18 protein-coding genes are annotated in these 23,738 nt (G+C 75.6%); 12 read left to right on the top strand and 6 right to left on the bottom strand.

The window, feature by feature from the left end; translation table 11 throughout:
- Positions 1–2: 2 nt before the first annotated feature.
- From ACWIX7_RS12600 to ACWIX7_RS12580, 5 genes are all read left to right on the top strand, one after another.
- Positions 3–1,634 (top strand): acyl-CoA dehydrogenase family protein, encoded by a 1,632-nt coding sequence (locus ACWIX7_RS12600; protein ID WP_448621874.1) that lies wholly within the window; start codon positions 3–5, stop codon positions 1,632–1,634.
- Between the two features lie 130 nt (positions 1,635–1,764).
- On the top strand, positions 1,765–3,864 hold the full coding sequence (locus tag ACWIX7_RS12595; RefSeq protein ID WP_448621873.1) for a putative bifunctional diguanylate cyclase/phosphodiesterase: 2,100 nt from the start codon (positions 1,765–1,767) through the stop codon (positions 3,862–3,864).
- Positions 3,865–4,070: 206 nt separating this feature from the next.
- The gene (locus ACWIX7_RS12590; protein WP_448621872.1) at positions 4,071–4,775 is read left to right on the top strand and encodes an NYN domain-containing protein; all 705 of its coding nucleotides are present in this window, start codon (positions 4,071–4,073) and stop codon (positions 4,773–4,775) included.
- Positions 4,776–4,780: 5 nt separating this feature from the next.
- On the top strand, positions 4,781–6,280 hold the full coding sequence (locus tag ACWIX7_RS12585) for a phospholipase D-like domain-containing protein (protein WP_448621871.1): 1,500 nt from the start codon (positions 4,781–4,783) through the stop codon (positions 6,278–6,280).
- A gap of 62 nt (positions 6,281–6,342) precedes the next feature.
- Positions 6,343–6,579 (top strand): hypothetical protein, encoded by a 237-nt coding sequence (locus ACWIX7_RS12580; protein WP_448621870.1) that lies wholly within the window; start codon positions 6,343–6,345, stop codon positions 6,577–6,579.
- 153 nt (positions 6,580–6,732) lie between these two features.
- On the opposite strand, the gene ACWIX7_RS12575 is transcribed toward ACWIX7_RS12580, so the two are convergent.
- The 3 genes from ACWIX7_RS12575 to ACWIX7_RS12565 are packed head-to-tail and all read right to left on the bottom strand — an operon-like array spanning position 6,733 to position 10,979.
- Positions 6,733–7,590: a formate/nitrite transporter family protein gene (locus ACWIX7_RS12575; RefSeq protein ID WP_448621869.1), complete on the bottom strand. Its 858-nt coding sequence runs from the start codon at positions 7,588–7,590 to the stop codon at positions 6,733–6,735.
- Positions 7,590–8,249 (bottom strand): pyridoxamine 5'-phosphate oxidase family protein, encoded by a 660-nt coding sequence (locus ACWIX7_RS12570; protein ID WP_448621868.1) that lies wholly within the window; start codon positions 8,247–8,249, stop codon positions 7,590–7,592. The genes ACWIX7_RS12575 and ACWIX7_RS12570 overlap by 1 nt, the downstream gene beginning before the upstream one ends.
- 36 nt (positions 8,250–8,285) lie before the next feature.
- Entirely contained in the window at positions 8,286–10,979 is a 2,694-nt protein-coding gene (locus ACWIX7_RS12565; RefSeq protein WP_448621867.1) for a sensor domain-containing protein, read from the bottom strand.
- 187 nt (positions 10,980–11,166) lie between these two features.
- Here ACWIX7_RS12565 and ACWIX7_RS12560 point away from each other — a divergent pair, with 187 nt between their 5' ends.
- The 4 genes from ACWIX7_RS12560 (at position 11,167) to ACWIX7_RS12545 (ending at position 15,923) form a co-directional block, all read left to right on the top strand.
- Entirely contained in the window at positions 11,167–11,802 is a 636-nt protein-coding gene (locus ACWIX7_RS12560) for a flagellar brake protein (RefSeq protein ID WP_448621866.1), read from the top strand.
- A gap of 101 nt (positions 11,803–11,903) precedes the next feature.
- Positions 11,904–12,563: a flagellar brake protein gene (locus tag ACWIX7_RS12555; protein WP_448621865.1), complete on the top strand. Its 660-nt coding sequence runs from the start codon at positions 11,904–11,906 to the stop codon at positions 12,561–12,563.
- 55 nt (positions 12,564–12,618) lie between these two features.
- Complete coding sequence (locus ACWIX7_RS12550) at positions 12,619–14,316, top strand: ABC transporter (RefSeq protein ID WP_448621864.1); 1,698 nt, start codon at positions 12,619–12,621, stop codon at positions 14,314–14,316.
- The gene (locus tag ACWIX7_RS12545; protein WP_448621863.1) at positions 14,313–15,923 is read left to right on the top strand and encodes a GTPase; all 1,611 of its coding nucleotides are present in this window, start codon (positions 14,313–14,315) and stop codon (positions 15,921–15,923) included. Before ACWIX7_RS12550 ends, ACWIX7_RS12545 begins: the two co-directional genes overlap by 4 nt.
- Positions 15,924–16,115: 192 nt before the next feature.
- Here the strand turns inward: ACWIX7_RS12545 and ACWIX7_RS12540 are convergent, their stop codons facing one another.
- Positions 16,116–16,604, bottom strand: coding sequence for an ATP-binding protein (locus ACWIX7_RS12540; protein ID WP_448621862.1), 489 nt, complete (start codon positions 16,602–16,604; stop codon positions 16,116–16,118).
- 153 nt (positions 16,605–16,757) lie between these two features.
- On the opposite strand from ACWIX7_RS12540, the gene ACWIX7_RS12535 reads away from it, so the two are divergent.
- Positions 16,758–17,444 carry a GAF and ANTAR domain-containing protein gene (locus ACWIX7_RS12535; RefSeq protein ID WP_448621861.1) on the top strand — a complete coding sequence of 229 codons (687 nt, stop codon included), beginning with the start codon at positions 16,758–16,760 and terminating at the stop codon, positions 17,442–17,444.
- 65 nt (positions 17,445–17,509) lie between these two features.
- Here ACWIX7_RS12535 and ACWIX7_RS12530 read toward each other — a convergent pair whose 3' ends face one another.
- Positions 17,510–18,454: a nucleoside hydrolase gene (locus ACWIX7_RS12530; RefSeq protein ID WP_448621860.1), complete on the bottom strand. Its 945-nt coding sequence runs from the start codon at positions 18,452–18,454 to the stop codon at positions 17,510–17,512.
- 13 nt (positions 18,455–18,467) lie between these two features.
- Positions 18,468–19,817 carry an APC family permease gene (locus ACWIX7_RS12525; protein WP_448621859.1) on the bottom strand — a complete coding sequence of 450 codons (1,350 nt, stop codon included), beginning with the start codon at positions 19,815–19,817 and terminating at the stop codon, positions 18,468–18,470.
- Positions 19,818–20,132: 315 nt separating this feature from the next.
- On the opposite strand from ACWIX7_RS12525, the gene ACWIX7_RS12520 reads away from it, so the two are divergent.
- Positions 20,133–20,804 carry a hypothetical protein gene (locus ACWIX7_RS12520; protein WP_448621858.1) on the top strand — a complete coding sequence of 224 codons (672 nt, stop codon included), beginning with the start codon at positions 20,133–20,135 and terminating at the stop codon, positions 20,802–20,804.
- Between the two features lie 729 nt (positions 20,805–21,533).
- On the top strand, positions 21,534–23,591 hold the full coding sequence (locus ACWIX7_RS12515) for a SpoIIE family protein phosphatase (protein ID WP_448621857.1): 2,058 nt from the start codon (positions 21,534–21,536) through the stop codon (positions 23,589–23,591).
- Positions 23,592–23,738: the final 147 nt, after the last annotated feature.

The raw sequence follows: 23,738 nt of genomic DNA, 5'->3' as shown, positions 1-23,738 counted from the left end.
CCATGGGCGTCACGCACGAGGTCACCAACCAGGTCCCTCCGCTGGCCGGGCACGACCCCATCGCCGGCGACACCGCCCTGGCCGAGGCCTGCGTCCGGCACGCCGACGTCGCCACCCTCGACTCGCTGAAGGCGCTCGGCGCGCTGGCCGGCAGCGAGCAGGCGCAGGAGTGGGGCCGGCTGGCGAACGAGACCCCGCCGCGCCTCAGGACGCACGACCGCTACGGCCACCGGGTCGACGAGGTCGAGTTCCACCCCGCCTGGCACGACCTCATGCGCACCGCCTTCGAGCACGGCCTGGCCGGCGCGCCGTGGCACCAGGACCCGGCCCACCCCGAACCGCACGCGCACGTCCGCCGCGCCGTCGGCTACCTCGGCTGGACGCAGATCGAGATGGGCCACGGCTGCCCGGTGACCATGACCTACGCCGCCGTCCCGGCGCTGCGCGCCGCCCCCGAGCTGGCCGCCCGCTACGAACCGGGCCTGACCGCGAGCGCCTACGAGTTCGGCCTCGCCGAGCCGACCGGCAAGCGCGGCCTGGTCGCCGGCATGGGCATGACCGAGAAGCAGGGCGGTTCCGACGTCCGCGCCAACACCACCCGTGCCGTCCCGAACAGTGACGGCACGTACGCGCTGACCGGGCACAAGTGGTTCACCAGCGCCCCGATGAGCGACCTGTTCCTCGTCCTCGCCCAGCTGCCCGAGGGCGTCTCCTGCTTCCTCGTCCCGCGGGTGCTGCCCGACGGCACCCGCAACGTGTTCCGGCTGCAGCGGCTCAAGGACAAGCTCGGCGACCGCGCCAACGCCTCGAGCGAGGTCGAGTTCGAGGGGACGACGGCCTGGCTGGTCGGCGGGCCCGGTCGCGGCGTCCCGACGATCATCGAGATGGTCAGCACCACGCGGCTGGACTGCGTGCTCGGCTCGGCCGCCACCATCCGGGCCGCCCTCACCCAGGCGATCCACCACGCCCGGCACCGGCGGGCCTTCGGCGCGCTGCTGGCCGACCAGCCGCTGATGCAGAACGTCCTCGCCGACCTGGCCGTGGAGAGCGAGGCCGCCACCGCGCTCGCCGTCCGGCTGGCCGCCGCCGTCGATGCGGGCGAGTCCGACTTCCTCCGTCTCGCCGGGGCAGCCGCGAAGTTCTGGGTCTGCAAGCGCACCCCGACGGCCGTCGCCGAGGCGCTCGAGGTGCTCGGCGGCAACGGCTACGTCGAGGAGTCCAGCATGCCCCGGCTCTACCGCCAGGCGCCGTTGAACAGCATCTGGGAGGGGTCGGGCAACGTCATCGCCCTCGACGTCCTCCGCGCGATGGGCCGCTCCTCGGCGTCCCTCGCCGCCGTCCGCGCCGAGATCGACCTCGCCCGCGGCGCCGACGCCCGGCTCGACGCCGCGGTCGGCCGGCTGGCCGCCGAGCTCGCCGACCCCGAGCAGCTCCCCGTGCGCGCCCGCCGCATCGCCGGCCTGCTCGCCCTGTGCCTGCAGGCCTCGTTGCTCCTGCGGCACGCCCCTGCAGCGGTCGCCGACACCTTCTGCGCGACCCGGTTGGACGGCGACTGGGGTGCGGTCCTCGGCACCCTCCCCGGGGGCACGCCGGTCCCCGCGATCCTCGAGCGGGCGCGGGTCTCCCCTGCCTGAATTGCATTCGTGTGGTTACCCTCGGTCGTGCGTCGCGCGCCCGGGGCCGTCGAAGGGGACGGTGCAGGGGCTGCGGTCCCCGGGGTGAGGACCTGACGCGTGTTCCGCAGGGGGGAGGGAGCGGGCAGGGGTGCGCCGACACGTTCCAGCTGGGCACGTCGCTCCGGCCGACCCCTTCTCCTCGATCACCGACGCCGTCTACCGGATCGACCGCAGGTGGCGGTTCACCTACGTGAACGCCGCCGCAGAGCGCCTCCTCGGCCGCCGGGCCGACGAGATGATCGGCCGCTACGCCTTCGAGTGCTTCCCGGAGACGCTCGGCACGGTCATCGAGGACGTCTACCGGGCGGTGCTCGCCGACGGGCGGTGCCGCGAGTTCCAGTACTTCTACCCGCCGCTGGACCGCTGGTTCGAGATCCGCGCCTTCGCCGACGCCGGGGGCCTCACCGCCTTCCTCCGCGACGTCGACGAGCAGCACCGCGCCGACCAGCAACGCGAGACCGAGCTGCGGGAGCTGAGCGCCGTCCTCGAGGCCCTGCCCCCGGCCACGGTGCTGCTCGACGGGAACGGCCGGATCCTGTCGACCAACCGCCGCTGGGGTGAGGCGTCGAAGATCGTCGCGCAGGGAGGGCTGCGGGCCGGCAGGGTCGGCGACGACTACCTGGCGGTGCTCTCCCAGCGTCTCCCCGTGGCGGACCGCCGGGCCATCGCGGACGGGCTGGCGCGGCTGCGGGCCGAGGACCAGGACGCCGCCGACCGGGAGTTCGTGCACGACTACGCCCACGCCGTCGGTCCCGAACCGATGTGGTTCCGGCTGCAGGCCGCCCGTGTCGGGGCCTCTGGCCGGGTCGTCGTCACCCACACCGACATCACCGAACGGGTCCGCGACCAGCAGGCCCTGGCCTGGCGGGCCAACCACGACGACCTCACCGGCCTGCCCAACCGCGCCCGGCTGCTGCAGCTCATCGGCGAGGCGCTCCAGGACGGCACCGGCCGGGCGGCGCTGCTCTTCCTCGACATCGACGGGTTCAAGACCGTCAACGACTCCCTCGGCCACGAGGTCGGCGACGAGCTGCTGCGCCAGGTCGGCGGCCGGCTCGCCGAGCAGGTCCGCCCGGGGGACGCCGTGGGCCGGCTGGGCGCCGACCAGTTCCTGGTCCTCGCCCGCGACTGCGACACCGCCGAGGCCGCGGCCCTGGCCTTCCGGCTGCAGAACTCCTTCTCCCGCCCCTTCCACGCCGAGGGCATCTCGGTGCCGCTGTCGGCCAGCATCGGCGTCGCCGCCGCCACGCCCGGCGCCGACCGGGCCCACCAGCTGCTCAGCGACGCCGACACCGCCGCCTTCGCCGCGAAGGGCGCCGGCCGCGACCGCGTGCACGTCTTCTCACCGGGGCTGCGTGAGGCAGCGCGGTGGCGGCTGGAGGTGGCCAACCGGCTCCGGGACGGCGCCGTCGACGAGTTCGTCGTCCACTACCAGCCCGTCGTCCGCGTGGACACCGGCGAGATCGAGGGCGTGGAGGCGCTGCTGCGCTGGCAGCACCCCGAGCGCGGGCTGCTCACCCCCGACGCCTTCCTCTCCGTGGCCGAGGAGACCGGCCAGCTCATCCCGATCACCCGCTGGCTGCTCGGCGAGACCACCCGGCAGGCCGCGGCGTGGGCCGAGCACGGGCTGCCGCTGCGCATGTCGGTCAACATCAGCGCCCGGCACTTCTCCGCCGAGACGCTGGTCCACGACGTGCGGGTGGCGCTGCACGACTCCGGGCTGGCCCCGGAGAACCTGGTGCTGGAGCTGACCGAGACCAGCGTCGCCGAGGACCCCACCCGCGCCGAGGACCAGCTCGCCGTGCTGCAGAGCTCAGGGGTGACGGTGGCGATCGACGACTTCGGGACCGGCTGGTCCTCCCTCGCCCAGCTGCTCGCGCTGCCCATCGGCACGCTCAAGATCGACCGCTCGCTGCTGACCGCCGCCGCCCGGCTGGCGGCCCACGGCACCGGACCGGTGCTGGCCGCGATCGTCTCGCTGGCGCGCACCCTCGGGATCCGCTCGGTCGCGGAGGGCGTGGAGACCGCCGAGCACCTGCAGATGGTCCGCGACGCCGGCTGCGACCTCGCCCAGGGCTACCTCCTCGCCCAGCCGATGCCGGCCTCCGACGTCCTGCGGTGGGCGTCCCGGGTCCGGGCAGCAGGTGGTGACTCGTGCGCCTTCGCGCTGCGGACCCGCGGTCGCTGAGCGGCCCGCTGCGGGTCCACCGGCTGCGCCGCCGCACGCCCCGGCGGGCCACGTCACCGGGCGGGCCGCCACGCGCGCCAGGTGCGCCGCCCCCCGACGCGCCCCCGACCAGGCACACTGCCCCGGGGACCGAGCGTGCGAGGTCCCCCGAGGACACAGCACCGCCGTCGGGCACGTGGCACGACGAGCGTCAGCGAGGAGGACACGTGACCGACCTGGACGCCGCCGCGGGGACCGCCCCCGGCACCGACGCGTTCGACGGGCGGGCACGCCCGGCGCTGGACCTGCTCATCTGGGACGCGCCGAACATCGACATGACCCTCTCGACGGTGATCGGCGCCCGCCCCACCGCGGCCTCGCGCCCCCGGTTCGACGCGATCGCCGCGTGGTTCGTCGAGGGCGCCGGCGGGGTCGGGTCGGGGGGTGACATGGCGCCCGACGCCCCCGAGGTCGAGGCCTGCGTCTTCGCCAACATCCCGCCGGTGGTGGGCAGCCTGCAGCGCTGGGTCGAGGCGCTGCGCAGCTTCGGCTTCGCCGTCTTCGCCCGGCCCAAGCAGCAGCCCGACGACGACATCGACCAGGCGATGCTCGACCACATCGAGGTCCGCCAGCACAGCCACCGGCTGCGCCGGCTGGTCGTCTTCTCCGGGGACGGCCGCAACTTCGCCGAGCCGCTGGAGGAGCTGGCCCGCGCCGGCACCCAGGTCACCGTCGTCGCGTTCAGCGAGGTCGCCGGCTACGCCATCGGCTCGGACCTGCTGGAGTTCATCGACATCGAGGACGTGCCGGGCGCCTTCGCCGTCCCCCTGGACCGGGTGCGCCTCGACGCGCTGCCGCCGGACGGCGCCTGGCTGCGGCCCACCCGCAGCCTGCGGGACTTCGTCAGCTCCTACGTGCGCCGCAACGGCTGACCGGGGTGGCCGACGGAGGTGCCGGGCCGGTCGCCACCGAGGACCTGCTGGTCCCGGGGGAGACGTGCTGGCGGATCGAGCGGGCTGACCGGTTCGCCGTGTTCGTGGACGCCGCCGACTACTTCGCGGCGCTGAAGTGGTCGGTGCTGCGCGCGCGCCGCCGGGTGCTGTTCATCGGCTGGGACTTCGACCCGCGCATCCAGCTCGACCCCCGCCGGGACGGCAGCGCGCGCGCCGACCGGCTGGGCCGGGTCCTCGAGACCGCCGTCCGGCGGAACCCCGAGCTGGAGATCGGCGTCCTGCACTGGGACGTCGGCATGCTGATCGCGCTGGTCCGCGGTCTGGCGCCGATCGTGCTGCTCAACCGGCGCACCCCCGACCGGCTCACCTTCACCGTCGACCAGCACCACCCGATCGGCGGCGCGCACCACCAGAAGATCGTGGTCATCGACGACTGCCTGGCCTTCGCCGGCGGCATCGACGTCACCACCGACCGGTGGGACACCTCCGAGCACCGTGACAGGCACCCCCTGCGCCGCCGGCCGGGCTCGGGCCAACGGTCGGGGCCCTGGCACGACGTGACCAGCGTCGTCTCCGGGAACGCCGCCCGGGCCATCGGCGACCTGGCGCGGGAGCGGTGGGAGAGCGCCACCGGCGACCGGCTGGAACCGGTCGAGGACCTGCAGGTGTGCTGGCCGGACGACGTCGACCCACTGCTCACCGACGTGGACGTCGCCATCTCCCGCACCCGGCCGGAGCACGGCGGGACCAGCCTGGTGCACGAGATCGAGCTGCTGTGGCTGGCCGCCATCGCCGCCGCCCGGCGCGGGCTCTACATCGAGAGCCAGTTCTTCGCCAACCGGCGGATCGCCGAGGCCATCGCCCAGCGGCTGGCGGAACCCGATGGGCCGGACGTCGTGGTCGTGAACCCGGACACCTCGGCGAGCTGGCTCGAGGAGAAGGCGATGGACACCGCGCGGGCCAAGCTGCTCGCGCTGCTCGAGGACGCCGACGTGCACGACCGGTTCCGGCTGTACGTGCCGGTCACCGAGCGCCGCCGGCGGATCTACGTGCACGCCAAGGTGCTCGTGGTCGACGACCGGCTGCTGCGGATCGGCTCGGCGAACCTCAACAACCGCTCGATGGGCCTGGACACCGAGTGCGACGTCTCGATCGAGGCCCGGCCCGGCTCCCGGCACGACGAGATCTCGGCCGCGGTCACCGGCATGCGCGACCGGCTGCTGGGCGAGCACCTCGGCGTGCCGCCCGAGGAGGTGGCGCGGGCGGTGGCCGCGCACGACGGCCGCCTGGTCGCCGCGGTGGAGAGCCTGCGCCGACCGGACGGGCGGTCGCTGGTGCGCTACGACCCGCCGGACCTCGGCCCCGGCGACCGGGCGCTGGCCGAGACCGAGCTGCTCGACCCCGAGCGGACGCCGAACCGGTGGCAGCGGGTGCGACACAGCTTCCGCCCGCAGCTGTCCGGCTCGATGACCCGCCGCCGCTGACCGCCGGTGTCCCGCGGCCCGCGGCGGGGAAGGAACCGACCACCGGACGGCGAGGAGGGGCCATGGCGGTCTGCGAGGTCTGCGGCAACGACTACGAGATGAGCTTCGAGGTGGTCGCCCAGGGGGCGCGGCACACCTTCGACAGCTTCGAGTGCGCGATCCACAGGATGGCGCCGATCTGCGAGCACTGCGGCGTCAAGGTCGTCGGCCACGGCGTGGTCGTCGAGGGGCACTTCTACTGCTGCGCGCACTGCGCGCGGCACCAGCACGGGGACGCCCCGGTCGCCGACTCCGCCTGACGACAGCGGCGGGAGCATCGCAGCGAGCTCTGCGAGCGAGGAGCGGACCGCGGCGCGGAGTCAGGCCAGGGGCTCCGCCTGAGAGAGGACCCCCCTGCCCCCGCCACTCGCAGGCTCGCGGCGGGACCCTGCAGGGGGCCGGCGCGGACGTCGTCAGACGGCCCGGCGGGGTCCCGGGACGGCGAGCTCGGGGGTCGCGGCGCCGGGTGGGACGACGGGCCCGTCATCGCCGCGTCCCGCCCGCGAGGCGTAGGCGGCGGCCACGAGCAGGCCGCCGACGACGTTGCCCGGGATGGTCCACAGCAGGTTGCCGGCCAGGTCCGACCAGCCGGCGACCCCCTCCAGGGCGGCGAGCGAGAAGGTCGTCATGTTGGCGATCGAGTGCTCGAAGCCCGAGCCGATGAAGGCGAGCAGCCCCCACCACAGGACCGCCAAGCGAGCTCCGTCGGTCGCGGCCCGGGTGGCCATCCAGACCGCCAGGCAGACGAGCGCGTTGCACAGGACCGCGCGCCAGAACAGCTGCGGACCGGTGGCGGCGGCCTTGGCCTGGACGATGCCGTCGAGCAGCGCCACGGCCGGTGACGGTCCGGTCGCTCCGGCCGGCGAGCCGAGCACGCCGCTCAGGTGCACGGCGCCGGCCAGGGCCAGGGAGCCGACCGCGTTGCCCAGGAGGGAGAGCGCCCCGACGAGCCCGACGGAACGCCACGCGGTGGCTCGCCGGCTGATCCCGTGCGCCATCACCATGACGTTGCCCGTGAACAGCTCCGCGCCGGCGAAGACGACGAGGGTGAGCGCGAGACCGAAGACGGCTGCCTGCACCAGCCTGGTCACCGGCGAGCCGGCTGCGGCTAGGGGAGCGGAGACGCTCACGAGGAGGACGACGGCGATCCCGACGTAGACCCCCGCCAGCACCGAGCTCCTGAGGTAACCGGCCGGGCTCCGGACCGCGGCCGCCTTGGCCACGGCCTGCGCCGTGGTCTCCGCGGCGGCCTCGGGGAGGGTCCGCGGCATCAGGAGGCCCCGCCCGGGACCGCGGCGCCCGCGGCCACGTCGTCGACCCACGGACGGGTCGAGTGCTTGGCCTTGAAGTAGTCCCCGCCCTTGCGGACGACGTCGTCGGTGCCCCACGCCTGGCGCACCTCGGACCGCTTGACCATCTGCGGGATGTGCTTGGAGCAGTGGATGTAGGCCTCGACCACGTCCACGGCGACCCACCGCTCGGGACGCCGTCCGCCGTCCTGCAGCAGCCCGTCGAGGACGCTGTCGGGCAGGTCGGGCCGGGCGAGCAGGTCGTCGTTCTCCAGGATCGACGCGCGACCGTTGACGTGCAGCCCGATGGCGTCGCCGCAGAAGTCGAGGAACAGCAGGCCGACGTGCCCGTTCTCGATGATGTTGCCGAGGCTGGCCATGACCCCGTTCCCCCGGTACTCCGGGTAGGCCAGGGTCCGCTCGTCCAGCACGCACACGAACCCGGGCGGCCCGGCGCGGAAGGAGCAGTCGGCCTCGCCGGAGGCGTCGGACGTGGCGACGAAGACCATCTCCATGCGGGCCACGAACTCCCGCATGTGGTCGTTGAGGTGGTCGAGCATCTGGTGGTTGTAGAAGCCGCGGGCGCGGTTGGTGGTGCCGTGGCGCTCCTGCAGCAGGTGCTCGCCGATCGAGCCGGGCATGAGGGGTCCCTAGGTCGGAGGGGAGGGGAGTGGAGGTCAGTGCGAGCGGAGGAGGCGGTCCACCTCGGTGAGCGGACCCAGCGCCGCCACCGGGGTGTCCGGCTGGCTCATGAGGGAGGTCAGCGCGCCGGCGTCCAGCGGCCGGGCGAAGAAGTAGCCCTGGCCGATGTCGCAGTTCAGGCTCTGCAGCTCGCGCACGTGCTCGCTGCGCTCGACGCCCTCGGCGACGGTCTCCAGCCGCAGCGTCTTGGCCAGCGAGACGATCGTGCGGGTCACCGCCGACTCCTCGAGGTTCGCGCCACCGAGCCCGTCGACGAAGGACTTGTCGATCTTGAGGATGTCGATGGGGAAGCGCTGCAGGTAGGTCAGCGACGAGTAGCCGGTCCCGAAGTCGTCGATCGCCAGACGGACGCCGAGCAGCTTGAGCGCCTCCAGGGTCTGGATCGTCGTCGCGGTGTCGTTCATGAGCACGCTCTCGGTGATCTCGAGGACCAGCTGGTCCGCCGGGAAACCGGAGTCCTCGAGCGCGGCGGCGACCTCGTCGGCCAGCCGCGGCTGGCCGAGCTGACGGCCCGAGAGGTTGACGCTCATGACCAGGGGCGGGCGGTCGGGGAACTGGTCCAGCCAGGCCCGGCCCTGCTGGCACGCGGCCCGCAGCACCCACCGCCCGAGCTCGTTGATCATCCCGGTCTCCTCGGCGACCGGGATGAACTCCATCGGCGGGACCAGCCCGCGGTCGGGGTGCACCCAGCGCAGGAGCGCCTCGACACCGATGAGGCTGTTGGTGCGCAGGTCGATCTGCGGCTGGAAGTGCAGCACGAACTGGTCGCGCTCGAGCGCGCGGTGCAGGTCGTTGACGATCTCCAACCGGCGGACCGCCCCGGCCCGCATCACCGAGTCGAAGACCTCGTACCGGGCGCGTCCCGCCTCCTTGGCGCGGTACATGGCCGCGTCGGCGTCCCGGAGCAGGCCGTGGGCGTCCTCGTCGATGCCGTCGGACACGGCGATGCCGATGCTGGCGGTCACGAAGACCTCGTTGCCGCCCAGGTCGAAGGGCTCGGCCAGCGCTCCGGCCAGCCGCTCGGCCAGCCCCTCGGCGTCCCTCTCCCCGATGGCGGACTCGGCGAGGACGACGAACTCGTCCCCGCCGAAGCGGGCCACGGTGTCACCGGGTCGCACGACGGCCCGCAGCCGGGTGGCGGCCGCGGTGATCAGGGTGTCACCGGCGGCGTGCCCGAGGCTGTCGTTGACCAGCTTGAAGTGGTCGAGGTCGACGAAGACCACCGCGATCCCGCCCCGGTTGCGCTGCGCCAGGGCGACCTCCAGCCGGTCGAGCAGCAGCGTCCGGTTGGGGAGGCCGGTCAGCGGGTCGTGCAGGGCGTGGTGGGTGAGCCGGTCCTGGGCGAGCTCGCGCTCGACCACCCGGCCCAGCTGCGTGCCGATCTGTCCCATGACCTCGCAGAGGGCGTCGTCGGGCTGCAGCGGCTCGGAGGTGAAGAACTCCAGGACGGCGGTGACCTCGGTGCCGACCAGGACGGGGAAGGCGAAGGCCGCGGCCAGCCCGCTGTCCCGGGCGGCGGCGCGACGGGGGAAGTTGTCGTCGGTGGTGACGTCGCAGATCCAGCTGGGCTGCTTGGACGCCAGGACGCGGCCGGGGAGGCCGGTGCCGGCACGGAACGGCGTCGCGGTCGTGACGTCGAGGAACGGCAGCAGCCGCTCGTCATCCGGGCGGACCCAGATGTTGGACGAGCGCAGCGTCTCGCCGTCGTCGTCCACGAGGTAGATGTGCCCGACCGGCCAGCCGGTGTGCTCGGCGATCATCCGCAGGCCGGTCTCCAGCGCCTCCCGCCCGCTGGAGGTCTCGTTGGACGCGACGCTGACCCGCTGCAGGAGCCGGACGAAGCCGGCCTCCCGGGCCAGCGCCTCCTCGGCCCGCTTGCGCTCGGTGATGTCCCGCAGGATGCCGGTGAAGAACCGGCCCTCCGCCCCGACCCAGTGCGACAGCGAGAGCTCCACCGGGAACTCGGTGCCGTCGGCCCGCAGCGCGTGCACCTCGACGGCACCGGAACCGATGACCCGGGGTTCCCCGGTGAGCAGGAACCGGCCCATGCCGCGCTCGTGCGCGTCGCGATACCGCTCCGGCATCAGCATCGTCAGCGGCCTGCCCACGACGTCCTCGGCGCTGTAGCCGAACATGACCTGGCCGCCGCGGTTCCAGCTCACGATCAACCCGCGCGCGTCCGCGGAGACGATCGCGTCGCTGGCCGACTCGGTGACCGCCCGGTACTTGGTCTCCAGCTGCTGCAGCGCCGACTCGGTCTGGTGCCGCGGTGCGACGTCCTGGAACCAGAAGACCGCGATCGGCTCCCCGTCGTGGGTCACGAGCGAGCTGACGTAGTCCACGGTCAGCGTGCTGCCGTCCACGGCCGTGAGCGGCGCGGTGCCGCGTGTGGGGCGGCCGGTGTGCAGCGGTGCGCAGAGCGGACAGGCGGCCGGCGACTCGTCGGCCGGCCGGCCGTGGTGCTCGTCGTGCACCTGGGTCCCCAGCAGGAGCGGGCGAGCGGTCCCCAGCATGCGCGCGGCCGCCTCGTTGGCCAGCACGCACCGTCCGGCCGTGTCGACGGCGTAGACACCCTGGTCGGTCACGGCCAGGAGGCGCTCGGACAGGGTGGGTGCGGAGGTCCGGGCCGGACCGCGGTCGCGGTGCCAGGGACGGAGCTTGCGGGTCATGGGGAGCGGATCGGACGGGATGCGCGTCACCTTGAGCACCGGTTGCCCACCTCCTCCCTCGGGGGGGCCGGGAGGGAGGAGGGGCCGCGGCGCGCCGGTGGGGTGTCCGCACCGGGGACGGCGGTCACGGTTACCGTTCCGTCGCGGCACCGTGCCGCCACGGCCAGGACCGAGCGGGGGGAGCCCGATGGACACCGCTGGCGCCGCCCGCCCGGAGGTGGACGACGAGGCCGAGGTGACCCCGCGGGAGCACCGGTACCCGGTGAGCACCCGCGTCGAGCAGGTCACCGGCGAGACGGTCGTGGTGCGCCCCTCGGTCGGCGACTTCGCCGACCAGGAGGTCGTCCGGGTCGGTGACCACGTGCAGGTCCTCTGGCAGGACGCCGCCAGCGTGTGGGCGCTGCCCGCGGAGGTCGCCACCGTCGAGCGCGGCGCCGCCCCCCGCTGGCACCTGACCGTCCTCGGACCCGCGGAGTCCATCCAGCGGCGCGAGGCGGTCCGCGCCCGCCTCGCGGTGGCGGTCACCGTGGTGCTCGACCAGGTCGACCTGGAGGGCGAGGTCGTCGACCTCAGCGAGCGCGGCATCCGCGCCGTCCTCGACGCCTTCGGCAACCCGCCGGCACCGGGCACCGTCGTCCCGCTCACCGTGCACCTGGAGGACGGCGACGTCACGGCGCGCGCCGAGGTCGTGTGGCACCACACCCGGGGCCGTCGCTGGGCCGTCTCGCTGCGCTTCCTCGACCTGCCCGAGCGGGAGCAGGACCGGGTCCGCCGCCGGGTGTTCCAGGCGATGCGCGAGGAGCGCGCCCGCAGTTCCTCCTGAGGGACCCACCCGGCGGCGGACGCTCAAGGACCGGCGGGATCTGCCGATGTACCAACGGCGCCCGAACCGGGACGCCGCAGGAACGCAACCGGGAGGTCCCCATGATCGACGTCGGCGGCAGCCGGCCGACCGCAGACACCGAGGTCCAGTTGACCCCCCTGCGGAAGGGTGTCTCGCTGACCGGGTCGGTCGAGTCCGTCGTGGGCGCCACGCTGGCCGACTCGAGACTCGTGGTCCGCCCGGACGCGCCCCAGCTCGCGAAGGCGTGGGCGATCAAGGCGGGCGACCGGGTCGAGGTCTTCTGGCGCGAAGTCGGGGTCGGCCTGGCCCTGCCGGCCACGGTCGAGGCCGTCCTGTCCGAGGACGACGCCTGCTGGGAGCTGCGGGTCACCGGTCCCGCCGAGCGCAGCCAGCGCCGCCAGGCGGTGCGCGCCGGCGTGCAGCTGCCGATCCGGGTGCACGTCGCGGGCACCGACACGGTGGGGGAGACCGCCGACCTCAGCGAGGCCGGCTGCCGCGTCCTGGTCGACGGGTGGGGGCTGCCCCCGGAACCCGGCCTGCCCGCGGAGATCGCCCTCGACCTGGAGGACGGCGAGCTGATCGCGCCGGCCCGGGTCGTGCGCGTGCTGGTGCGCGGTGCCCGCTGGTGGATCTCCCTGGCGCTCACGAACCCGTCCGAGCAGACCCGGGACCGGCTGCGGCGGCGGGTCTTCGCGGAGCTGCGTGCCGAGCGCGCCCGGCAGGCCGACGCCGACGAGTGACGTCCCGCGGGGACGATCCGACTAGAAGCCCGACCAGCGGGATAGATCCCTGGGCGTGACCGTCCCCGCTCGCCTGCCCGAGGCCCTCACGGCCCTGCGGAACGCCGTCGCGGCCGCTCCGCTCGGCCTGGCCACGCCGGGCAGCGAGGCCTCCCGGCGCGCGGCCCGCGGGGTGGTCGAGCAGGTCGACGACTACCTGCTGCCCCGGCTGCGCGACCTCGACGCCCCGCTGCTCACCGTCGTCGGCGGCTCGACCGGGGCCGGCAAGTCCACGCTGGTCAACAGCCTGGTCGGCGCCCCGGTCACCACGCCGGGCGTGCTGCGGCCGACCACCCGGGCGCCGGTGCTGGTCTGCGCCCGCACCGACGTCACCGCCTTCGAGGGCGACCGCGTGCTGCCCGGCCTGGCCCGGGTCACCGGCGGGGCCGGTGGCCCCGGCACGCTGCAGCTGGTGCCGCGGGACGACGTCCCGCCCGGCCTGGCGCTGCTCGACGCGCCGGACGTCGACTCGGTCGTGGAGTCCAACCGCGAGCTGGCCGCCCAGCTGCTGGCCGCCGCCGACCTGTGGGTCTTCGTCACCACCGCGGCCCGCTACGCCGACGCCGTCCCGTGGGACGTGCTGCGGACGGCGCAGGAGCGCGGCACCGCGCTGGCCGTCGTCCTGGACCGGGTGCCGCCGGGCGCCGCCGGCGAGATCGCCCCCGACCTCGCCGGGATGCTCGACCGCGCCGGGCTGACCGGGGTGCGGCTGTTCGTCGTCGAGGAGCGGCCGCTGGTCGACGGCTTCCTCCCCGAGGACCAGGTCGCCCCGCTGCGCGACTGGCTGCACGCGCTCGCCGCCGACCAGGAGCAGCGGGCCGCCGTCGTCCGGCAGACCCTCACCGGTGCACTGGCCAGCCTGGAGGACCGGGTGGCGGGCATCGCCGCCGAGGTCGAGCAGCAGGCGCAGGCCGCCGGCGCGCTGCGGGAGGCGGCCGCCGCGTCCTACACCGCCGCCTACGAGGGCATCGACGAGGGCGTGCGCAGCGGCAGCCTGCTGCGCGGCGAGGTGCTGGCCCGCTGGCAGGAGTTCGTCGGCACCGGCGAGTGGATGCGCTCGCTGCAGAGCTCGATCGGCCGGCTGCGCGACCGGGTCACCGCCGCGGTCACCGGCCGCCCCTCGCCCGCCGCCGAGCTGCAGGGAGCCCTGGAGACCAGCGTCGAGACGCTGCTGCGCGCCGAGGCCGACCGCGCCGCCGAGCGCACGGTCACCGTCTGGCGGGCGCTGCCCGGCGGCATGCCGCTGCTGGCGGCCGCCGACACCGACCTCGACCGCGTCTCACCGGACTTCCCCGAGGCCGCCGCGGCGCAGGTCCGCGACTGGCAGGGCTACGTGCTCGACCTGGTCCGCGACCAGGGCGCCGACAAGCGGACCCGCGCACGGGTGCTCTCCTGGGGGGTCAACGGCGCCGGCGCCGTCGTCATGGTGGCCGTCTTCGCGCACACCGGCGGGCTCACCGGCGGGGAGGTCGCGGTGGCCGGCGGGACGACGGCGCTGGGCCAGCGGCTGCTGGAGGCGGTGTTCGGTGACGCTGCCGTCCGCTCGCTGGCCGCCCGCGCCCGGGAGGACCTGCAGGCCCGCGCCGACGCGCTGCTGCGCTACGAGCAGGACCGCTTCGACGCACTGGTCGACGCGGCCGGACCGGGGCCCGACGCCGCCGCCGACCTGCGCGCCGCCGCGGCCGCGCTGACCGCGGCCCGGGACCGGGCATGAGGGGACGGACGCCGCCGCTGGCCGACCGGCTGGCGGCGCTGCGCGAGGCGGTCGAGGTCGCCGACGGCCGCCTCGAGGTCCCCGAGCTGGCCGGGGCCCGGACGCTGCTGGCCAAGGCCGGTGCCCGCGAGGCGCTCGGCGACGCCACCGTCGTCGCGCTGGCCGGCGCCACCGGCAGCGGCAAGTCCACGCTGTTCAACGCGCTGTCGGGCAGCGAGGTGAGCACCCCCGGCATCCGCCGGCCGACCACCGGCGTCGCGCACGCGACCGTCTGGGGCGAGCCGCAGGACCGGTTGCTCGACTGGCTGCAGGTGCCGCGCCGGCACCGGCACCCCCCCGAGCCGGCGCTGGACGGCCTGGTGCTGCTGGACCTGCCCGATCACGACAGCGTGCGGCTCGAGCACCGGTTGGAGGTCGACCGGCTGGTGCAGCTGGTCGACGTGCTGGTGTGGGTCCTCGATCCCGAGAAGTACGCCGACGCCGCCGTCCACGAGCGCTACCTGGTGCCGCTGGCCGGGCACGCGGGCGTGCTGCTCGTCGTCCTCAACCAGGTCGACCGGCTCGACCCCGCGGCCACGCGGGCCTGCCTGGCCGACCTGCGTGGGCTGCTCGACCGGGAGGGCCTCGCGGACACGCCGCTGCTGGCGGTCTCCGCGCGCACCGGCACCGGTCTCGGGGAGCTGCGCGCCGACCTGGCCCGGCGGGTGTCGGCCCGGCGGGCGGCGACCGACCGGCTGACCGCGGACGTCCGCGGGGCCGCGACGGCGCTGGCGGCGCACTGTGCTGCTGGGTCCCCCGCCCACCCGCAGGGCGGGAGCGGCGTGGGCCGGGCCGAGCGCGAGCAGCTCACCGATGCCTTGGCCGACGCCGCCGGGGTGCCCGCGGTCACCGCCGCCGTCGAGCGGTCGGTGCGCCGCAGCGGGACGGCGGCCACCGGCTGGCCGCTGGTGCGCTGGACGCGGAAGCTGCGCCCGGACCCGCTCGACCGGCTGCACCTGGGGCAGGGCGCGGGCGACGACGGGGCGGTGGTGGCCCGCACGTCGCTACCGGCTGCCGGCGCGGTGCAGCGGGCCGGGGTGACCCGGGCGGTGCGCGCGGCGCGGGAGGCCGCCGGGGAGGGCCTGCCCCAGGCGTGGCGCGACGAGCTGCGGCGGACCGTCGAGGTGTCGGAGGAGCAGCTGGCCGACCGGCTCGACCTGGCCGTCGCCGGCACCGACCTCGGTCCGCAGCGCACCCCGCTGTGGCAGCGCGCGGTGGGTGGGCTGCAGTGGCTGCTCACCCTGGTCGCGCTGGCGGGCGCGCTGTGGCTGCTGGCGCTGGTGGTCCTCGGCCTCTTCCAGCTCGACGACGTCGTCCCGCTGCCCCGGGTGGAGGGGCTGCCACTGCCCACGCTGCTGCTGGTCGGCGGGTTGCTGGCCGGGGCGCTGCTGGCGCTGGTCGCCCGGCCACTGGTGGGGCTGCGGGCACGCCGGCGGGCGCGGCGGGCCGAGCAGCGGCTGTACGCGGCGGTGGACGTCGTCGCGCAGGAGGAGGTCCTGGCCCCGATGGCCGAGGTCCGCGAGGACCACGACCGCTACAGCGCCGCCGTCAGCCGCGCGCGGAGATAGGTGGCTCCGCAGGGCCGAGACGAGTGCGAACGGCTCAGCGGCGGTCGGGGACGGCACTCAACCGGAGTGGACCGGTCGCGGGGCCCGGAGGGTCCCCGACCGGGACACGGGCAACCGCTCTACGCGGATCGGGGACGGCACGTGGCTGCGGTGTCGCCCGGTAGGGCGACGATGTCATCGCGATGTCACAGCTCAGTCGCGGTGCTCTCCGGCGCGGGGCTCGGGCACCTGACCGGTCTCGAGAGGGGCCAGGCCGTTGGGCAGCATCGCCCAGACGTGCTTGCGGCCCGGGCGGCTCTCCCAGCCGTACTCGGTGGACAGCTGCGCGACCAGGTGCAGCCCCATGCCGCCGAGCGCCGGGTCGCGGTCGACGGCGGGGACCGGCGGGCGGTCGGGCGCCTCGTCGCTGAGGTCGAGCAGCCAGCCGTCGGTGCCCGCGACGACGAGCGCGCGCACCGCACCGCCGCCGTGCCGCAGCGCATTGGACGCCAGCTCCTCGAACACCAGCAGCAGCCCGTCGCGGGCGTCGTCGGTGGACGTCGAGCAGACCGACGGGTGGGCGATGCGTGCCCGCAGGTCGGCCCGCACGCGGGAGACGACGTGCATCGCCTCGAGCTGCCAGTGCCACACGTCGCCCGCGAGGGACGGCACGGGTGCGTGCGGCCACGGCTCCTGGCCCAAGGCAACCTCCTCCGCCGTCGCTGGGCGATCGGGCCGGGGTGGACCCACCACCGACCCGCTCTCCCATCCTGACCGAAAGGCCCGTTCCCCGCAGCGGCGGCCCCTGAGCGTCGTCCCCGGCTCGCGGCGGCGTGCGTGCGGCAGACTGGCCGCGTGCAGGAGCTGTGGCGGGATCTGAGCCGGGTGGTGTTGGCCGACCGGAGTCTCGGCGACGTCCTCGGCGAGGTCACCGACATCGCCGCCCGCAGCATCCCCGGCGCGGAGTCCACCTCGATCACGCTGGTCCGCGGCGACAAGGCCTTCACCGCCGCGCACACCGGGGAGATGGCGTTGGTCGCCGACGAGCTGCAGTACGAGCGCGGCTACGGGCCCTGCATGGACGCCGGGCGGGCCGGCGTGGTGCTGCGGATCGACGACATGCGCACCGAGCAGCGCTGGCCCGACTACACGGCCAACGTGCTCGAGGTCGGCGTGCGGAGCTCGCTGTCGATGCCGCTGCCCTACCAGGGCAGCTCGATCGGCGCGCTGAACATCTACTCGACCGAGCCGGCGGCCTTCGCCTCGCAGGCCTCGGAGGAGGCGGCGACGGCGGTGGCCGAGGCGGTGGCGGTCGCGGTCGCCAACGCCGACGCGCACGACCGGCTGGCCGAGCACGCCCAGAACATGCGGCTGGCGATGGAGTCGCGCGCGGTGATCGAGCAGGCCAAGGGCGTGCTGATGGCTCAGCAGGGGATCGACGCCGAGCAGGCGTTCGAGGTCCTGCGGGGGGCATCGCAGCGCTACAACCGCAAGCTGCGCGACATCGCCCGCGGCATCGTCGAGGGCACCCAGCGGCGCTAGTGGGAGGACGCCCTCCTCCCCACCCTCGCAGACTGAGGACGGGACCCGGGAGGCGGTCGGTCCGCTCAGGTCCGCGCGTCCAGGCTCGCCAGCCGGGTGACCAGGAACTCCACCGCCGCCGCGCTGTCCACCGTCTCCGCCACCTCGACCGCGGTGGGGGACGACGAGACGCTGCGCCGGTCGACCAGCGTCTGCCCGCGGCCTGCGCCCAGGGTGGTGTCGACGACGACGTCCCGGCGCACGGTGCCCAGCGTGCCGGGCACGATCGCCTCGGTCAGCGCCAGCGCGTCGTGCAGCACGACGCCGGTCGTGCCGTAGCTGGTGCGGGCGTGGTCGACGTACTGCTGCAGGATCGCCGCGGCGGTCTCCCCGACCGGCCCGGCCGCGGCGAACCGGGCGATGCCGTCGGCGTCGAGCACGGTGGGCAGCGTGACGTCCAGCCCGACCAGCACGGTGGGGACGCCGGACCCGAGCACCCGCTGGGCGGCCTCCGGGTCGGCCCAGACATTGAACTCCGCGGCCGCGGTGACGTTGCCGCCGCGCGCGGCCGATCCGCCCATGAGGACCAGCCGGCCGATCCGCTCGGCGGCCTCGGGATAGGTGGCCAGCAGCAGCGCGACGTTCGTCCACGGGCCGATCGCGGCCACCGTCACCGGCGCCTCGGCGGCCAGCAGCGCCTCGGCCATCGCGACCGCCGCCGGACGCGGGTCCACCGCGGCCGGCGAGGGCGCCAGCTGGACGCCACCCAGGCCGGTCTCGCCGTGCACGTGGCCGGCCCGCTCGGGCTGCCGGTAGACCAGCGAGTCGCGGGCGCCGGCGGCCACCGGGACGTCGGAGCGCCCGGCAAGGTGCAGCACGCGCAGCGCGTTGTCGGTGGTCTGCGCCAGTTCGACGTTGCCGTGCACCGTGGTGACCAGCCGCAGGTCGACCTCCGGGCTGGCCAGCGCCAGCAGGATGGCCAGGGCGTCGTCGATACCGGGGTCGGTGTCGATCACGAGGGGGGTCGCCACGGGCCCGATCCTGTCAGCCGCGCGGAGCGCCCCCGGCCGCGCTCGGCCGACGTCCGGCCAGCCGGGTGACCACGTACAGCACGACCCCGGCCAGCAGCAGCAGCGCGGCGAGGCCCCAGACCTGCGCCTCCTGCTGCCACAGGAGCAGCAGGCACGAGGCGATGCCGAGCACCGGCAGGACCGTCGGGGCGCGGAAGTGCTCGGCCTCGGCGCGGTCGCGGCGCAGCACCAGGACCGCGGTGTTCGTGCTGAGGAAGACGAACAGCAGCAGGAGCACCACGGTGTTGGCCAGCGTGGACAGGTCGCCGACGAGGGTGAGTGCCATCGCGACCAGCGTGGTGACCGCGATCGCGACCCACGGCGTCCGGCGGTTGGGCAGCACCCGGCCGAGGACGCCGGGCAGCAGCCGTTGCTCCGCCATCCCGTACGCCATCCGGCTGGCCATGATCATCGTGAGCAGCGCGCCGTTGGCCACCGCGACGAGCGCCACCGCGCTGAACAGCCAGTCGGGGATCCCGGCGTCCGCGGCGCGCACCACCTCCAGCAGCGGGCCGGTGGAGGCGGCGAGCTCCTCCGGGGGCAGCACCACAGAGGCCGCCAGGCCGACCAGGACGTACACCACACCGGCGGTGAGCAGCGCGCCGAACAGCGCCCGCGGGTAGACCCGGCGCACGTCGCGCACCTCCTCGGCGAGGTTGGCCGAGGTCTCGAAGCCGACGAAGGAGTAGTAGGCCAGCAGCGCGGCGGCCAGCACCGCCGAGGCCGGGGCGACGCCGGGCTGGAACTCCACGGTGCGGCCGAGGTCGCCGTCCCCACGGCCGAGCACCAGCGCACCGAGGACGACGACGAGCACCAACCCCGACACCTCGACGAGCGTCATCACCAGGTTGGCGCGCAGCGACTCGCGGATGCCGCGGGCGTTGAGCAGCGCCACCAGCAGCAGGAACACCAGCGCGGCGGGGGTGGCGGGCACGTCGAGGAAGACGCCCAGGTAGTCGCCGGCGAAGGCCAGCGCCAGCCCGGCCGCGCTGGTCACACCGGCGGCGAGCATGCAGAAGCCCACGAGGAACGCGACGAGCGGCTGCCGGAAGGCCCGCTCGGCGTACACCGCCGACCCGCCGGCGCGCGGGTACTTGGTGGCCAGCTCCGCGTAGGACGCCGCGGTGAGCAGGGCCAGCAGCAGCGCGACGAACAGCGGCACCCAGATCGCCCCGCCCACCTCGGCGGCCACCCGGCCGGCCAGCGCGTAGACGCCGGCGCCGAGGACGTCGCCGAGGATGAACAGGAACAGCAGCGGCCCGGTGACGGCCCGGCGCAGCCGGGTGTCGGTCCGGTCGGCGGGTGGTGCGGCCTGGTCTGTCACCGGTCGAGTCTCAGCAGGGCCGCACGGCCGGGCAACCGGAGCGGACCGGGCGGTCCAGAACCCGACACGCCGGGCGCGTCGTGCCGCGTCCCGAGGTCACCGACGCCCTGACCAGCGCCTCCCGCGCTCGGAGGGGGTGATCGTGTCGACAAGCGGCCGCCCGGTGGGGCGGGTCACCGTCCGCCTCGGGGCGCCGTCGCAACGGTTCGGTCACGCGCTCTCCGGGAGGTGTCGCAGGAGGCCATCGTGCGGGGCCGCCGTCCCTACCGTTCTCCCTGTCCGCAGCGACCGCGGCACCGACCTCAGGAGGACGTCATGGCGAACGACCGGGCAGTGGCTCCGCGTCCGTCGCGCTCGGCTGACGACCTGGAGGAGGACCCGCCTGCCCCCCGCTACTCGCAGGCTCGCGGGACCCTGCAGGCGGCCCACCTGCGGCCCGGCCGCCCGGCGCTGCGCCGCGCCGGCGCGGCGCGCCGGCCGGCCGCCGTCCGCCCCGTCCCGGTGCCCGCGGCGCGCCCCCGGCCGCTGCCCCCGGCGCCGGTCCCCGCGCCGGTCTGGACCGCGCCGGCCCCGGCTCCCGGGCCCCGCCGGGGCCTGCGGGCGCGAGTGCGCGGCCTGGTCCGCCGGCTGGCGCTCTGGGGCGCCGGTCCCGACGGCGCCCACCTCGCCTGGGGACGCCCGGCCGCGCCGGCTCCCCGCCCCGACGGCCCGGTGGTGCTCACCGAGCTGCCGAACACCCCCACGGTCCGGCCCGCGGCGCCTTCCCCCGCCGCGGCGCTACCCCCGGCCCGGGTCCCCCGGCCGGCTGCCCGCCCCCGCGTCCCGGTGGTCGCCCCGCTCGCCCGGCAGGTGCCGGCACCGCGGCCTGCCCCCGCACCGAGGACCGCGCAGGCAGGCCGCCCGCCGGGTGTCGCCCGGGCCTCCGCCCCGGCCCGGAGCCGGGGCGATCCGCGACCCCCTCCGGCCCGCGGGCAGCCATCCGGCTGAGAAAGGACCCCGTCCTCCCCACCCCTCGCACGCTCGGGGTGGGACCCGAGACGGGGCCGCTCTCAGGACGGACGCCGTCCCCCGCTCCGCCTCCCGGCACCGGCCGTCGCCCCCTCCGGCGGCCGCAGCACGGTGGTCTCCGCTCCTCCCGACCGACCCCGCAACCGCTCCTGGCTGTCCCCTCCGACGGTGCTCCCCCCGTCGCCCCAGACGTCGCTGCTCCACCGGTACCCGCCTCGACCCCCCGCCGACTGCGCCCCGAACGCAGCGCGCGGACCCTCCAGGGAGGCGGCGACCGCAGTGCGGCACGGCTGGCCAGCGACGCGGTCCGTCCGACGGGACGACAGGTCCGCGCCGGTACCCGTCCCCCGGGTCTCTGACCGGCACCGACCTGGCCCGGCGCCGTGGCGGGCGGGTGCCGGCCGCAGCTGGCCCGGGAGTCGACCGCAGGAGACGACCCGCAGCCAGGAGCCGGTGCGCCGCAGGACGCGCCTCCCGCGCCGGACACCGCCGTTCCCCCGCCGACGGCGGGCGCCCTCCCGGCCCGGGGCGCCCGCCGTCGGCGTCGGTGTGGTCCCGCGCAGTGCGCAGTAGTCACATCCGGCACAAGGGGTGGCCGCGGTGGCTCCGGGCGTGAGACAAAGGGAGGACCGCGCGTCCCGGGTGCTCCCACGGGGCAAGTGGACGACAGTCCTGACGTCCGTGCCCGAGGATGCGAGTGAGTCGACCGTGAACCTGGATCGGACGCCGGCGGAGACCGGGGAGCCCGACCCGGAGGCCGCGGCCACCCGCCTGCGCTTCGACCTGGCCATCGACGCGGCCGGGATCGGCAGCTTCGACTGGGACCTGGTGACCGGCCGGCTGGAGTGGGACGACCGGCTGCTGGAGATCTTCGGCTACGACCGGGCCGGCTGGCCCGGGACCATCGAGGCCTTCGCCGAGCGTCTCCACCCCGACGACGCGACCCGCACCCTCGAGGCGCTGCAGCGCGCCATCGACACCCAGGGGGAGTACGACGCCGAGTTCCGGGTGGTCCTGCCCACCGGCGAGACGCGCTGGGTGCAGGGCCGGGGCCGGGCGCTGGCCGACGAGTCCGGCACCTCCGTGCGCCTGCTCGGGGCGGGGTACGACACGACCGAGCACCGCCAGGCGGACGCCCGGGTGGCCCGGGTGCTCGAGTCGATGAACGCCGCGTTCTTCGCCCTCGACCGGGACTGGCGGTTCACCTACGTCAACGGCGAGGCCGAGCGGGTGCTGCAGCGCTCGCGCGGCGACCTGCTGGGCGGTGACATCTGGGAGCTGTTCCCCGCCGCCGTGGGCAGCGACTTCGAGGTGCACTACCGCGGAGCGGCGGCCACCGGGCGCGAGCGGGTCTTCGAGGCCTACTACCCGGCGCCGCTGGACGCTTGGTACGAGGTCCGGGCGTGGCCGGGCCCCGACGGGCTGTCGGTCTACTTCCTCGACGTCACCGAGCGCCGGGCCGCCGAGGCGCGGGCCCGCGCCAGCGCCGCCCGGCTTGCCCTCATCGCCGAGGTCGGCGCGGTGACCGGCGAGACCCTGGGCTCCGGAGCGGGGGAGGACGCCGCGCTGCAGCGGCTGGCCGAGTCCGTCGTCCCGGTACTGGGGGACTGGGTGATCGTCAGCCTCGCCGGCGAGGACGGCCGGATGCGGGACGTCGGCAGTTGGCACCGGGACCCGGCGCTGCGGGCGACCGTCGCGCGCTACGCCGAGCTGCGCCTGGCCTCGATCCAGCCGGACGCGCCGATCCTGCGGGCGCTGGCCTCGGGCCGGACGATGACCGTCGCCGACGTCGGCGCGGCTGTCGGGCGCACCCTGCCCCCCGGCGAGGTCAGCGACGTCTTCTGGACCCTCGACCCGCGGACGGCGGTGACGCTGCCGCTCGCCGCCCGTGGCCGCACGCTGGGCGCGCTGAGCACCTACCGCTCCGCCGGGCGGCCCGCCGCGGACGAGGACGACGTCGCCACGGCCCAGGAGGTCGCGGCGCGCGTCGCGCTGGCGCTGGACAACGCCCGGCTCTACGAGCAGCAGCGCCGGCTGGCCGAGGGCCTGCAGCGCAGCCTGCTCAGCGCCCCTCCGGCGCCGGACGCCGCGGAGATCGTCGTCCGCTACCGGCCGGCTGTGGAGGTCGCCCAGGTCGGCGGCGACTGGTACGACGCGTTCGTCCAGCCCTCCGGGACGACGATGCTGGTGATCGGCGACGTCGTCGGCCACGACACCGAGGCCGCCGCGGCGATGGGGCAGCTGCGCGGGTTGCTGCGCGGCATCGCCTACCGCGACGGCGTCGGCCCGGCGCAGGTGCTCAGCGACCTCGACGCCGCCGTGCAGGGGCTGGGCATGCGCACGATGGCGACCGCGGCGGTGGCGCGGGTCGAGCAGAGCCCCGAGCAGCGGGACTCCGGGCTGACCACGCTGCGCTGGTCGAACGCCGGGCACCCGCCACCGCTGGTGCTGCACACCGACGGCCGGGTGGAGGCGCTCGCGGCCGAGCGGCCGGAGCTGATGCTGGGCGTCGACCCGGCTGCGTCGCGGTCCGAGAGCGTGCTGACCGTGCGCCGCGGGACGACCCTGCTGCTGTACACCGACGGGCTGGTGGAGGGCCGCGACCTGCCCCTGGACGAGGGCATCGGCCGGCTGAGCGCCGCGCTGGCCGACCTCGGCGACCAGCCGCTGGAGCGGCTCTGCGACGCGGTCATCGAGCGGCTGCGCCCCGAGGGGCTGCAGGACGACATCGCCCTGGTCGCCATCCGCCTGCACCCCCAGGGCTGAGCCGGGCGGTCACCGGCCGGCGCGCCCTGCTGGCAGCGACGAGTCCGTTCGGCGCTCCCCAGCGGGATCGTCACCCGGCGGGTCGTACGGGGTGGCGCGCCCGTGGCACTCCGCCCGACCAGCACCATGCCCGTTCGAGGTCCCTCT

It is taken from the genome of Geodermatophilus sp. URMC 65 (assembly GCF_053502545.1).
This window is presented reverse-complemented; position numbering and strand designations above follow the sequence as displayed.

Excerpts from the sequence above, each read along its gene's own strand:
- ACWIX7_RS12600 (WP_448621874.1), top strand. The coding sequence starts at position 3 with ATGGGCGTCACGCACGAGGTCACCAACCAGGTCCCTCCGCTGGCCGGG.
- ACWIX7_RS12580 (WP_448621870.1), top strand. The coding sequence starts at position 6,343 with ATGGCGGTCTGCGAGGTCTGCGGCAACGACTACGAGATGAGCTTCGAG.
- ACWIX7_RS12575 (WP_448621869.1), bottom strand. The coding sequence starts at position 7,590 with ATGCCGCGGACCCTCCCCGAGGCCGCCGCGGAGACCACGGCGCAGGCC.
- ACWIX7_RS12570 (WP_448621868.1), bottom strand. The coding sequence starts at position 8,249 with ATGCCCGGCTCGATCGGCGAGCACCTGCTGCAGGAGCGCCACGGCACC.
- ACWIX7_RS12565 (WP_448621867.1), bottom strand. The coding sequence starts at position 10,979 with ATGACCCGCAAGCTCCGTCCCTGGCACCGCGACCGCGGTCCGGCCCGG.
- ACWIX7_RS12560 (WP_448621866.1), top strand. The coding sequence starts at position 11,167 with ATGGACACCGCTGGCGCCGCCCGCCCGGAGGTGGACGACGAGGCCGAG.
- ACWIX7_RS12555 (WP_448621865.1), top strand. The coding sequence starts at position 11,904 with ATGATCGACGTCGGCGGCAGCCGGCCGACCGCAGACACCGAGGTCCAG.
- ACWIX7_RS12545 (WP_448621863.1), top strand. The coding sequence starts at position 14,313 with ATGAGGGGACGGACGCCGCCGCTGGCCGACCGGCTGGCGGCGCTGCGC.
- ACWIX7_RS12520 (WP_448621858.1), top strand. The coding sequence starts at position 20,133 with ATGGCGAACGACCGGGCAGTGGCTCCGCGTCCGTCGCGCTCGGCTGAC.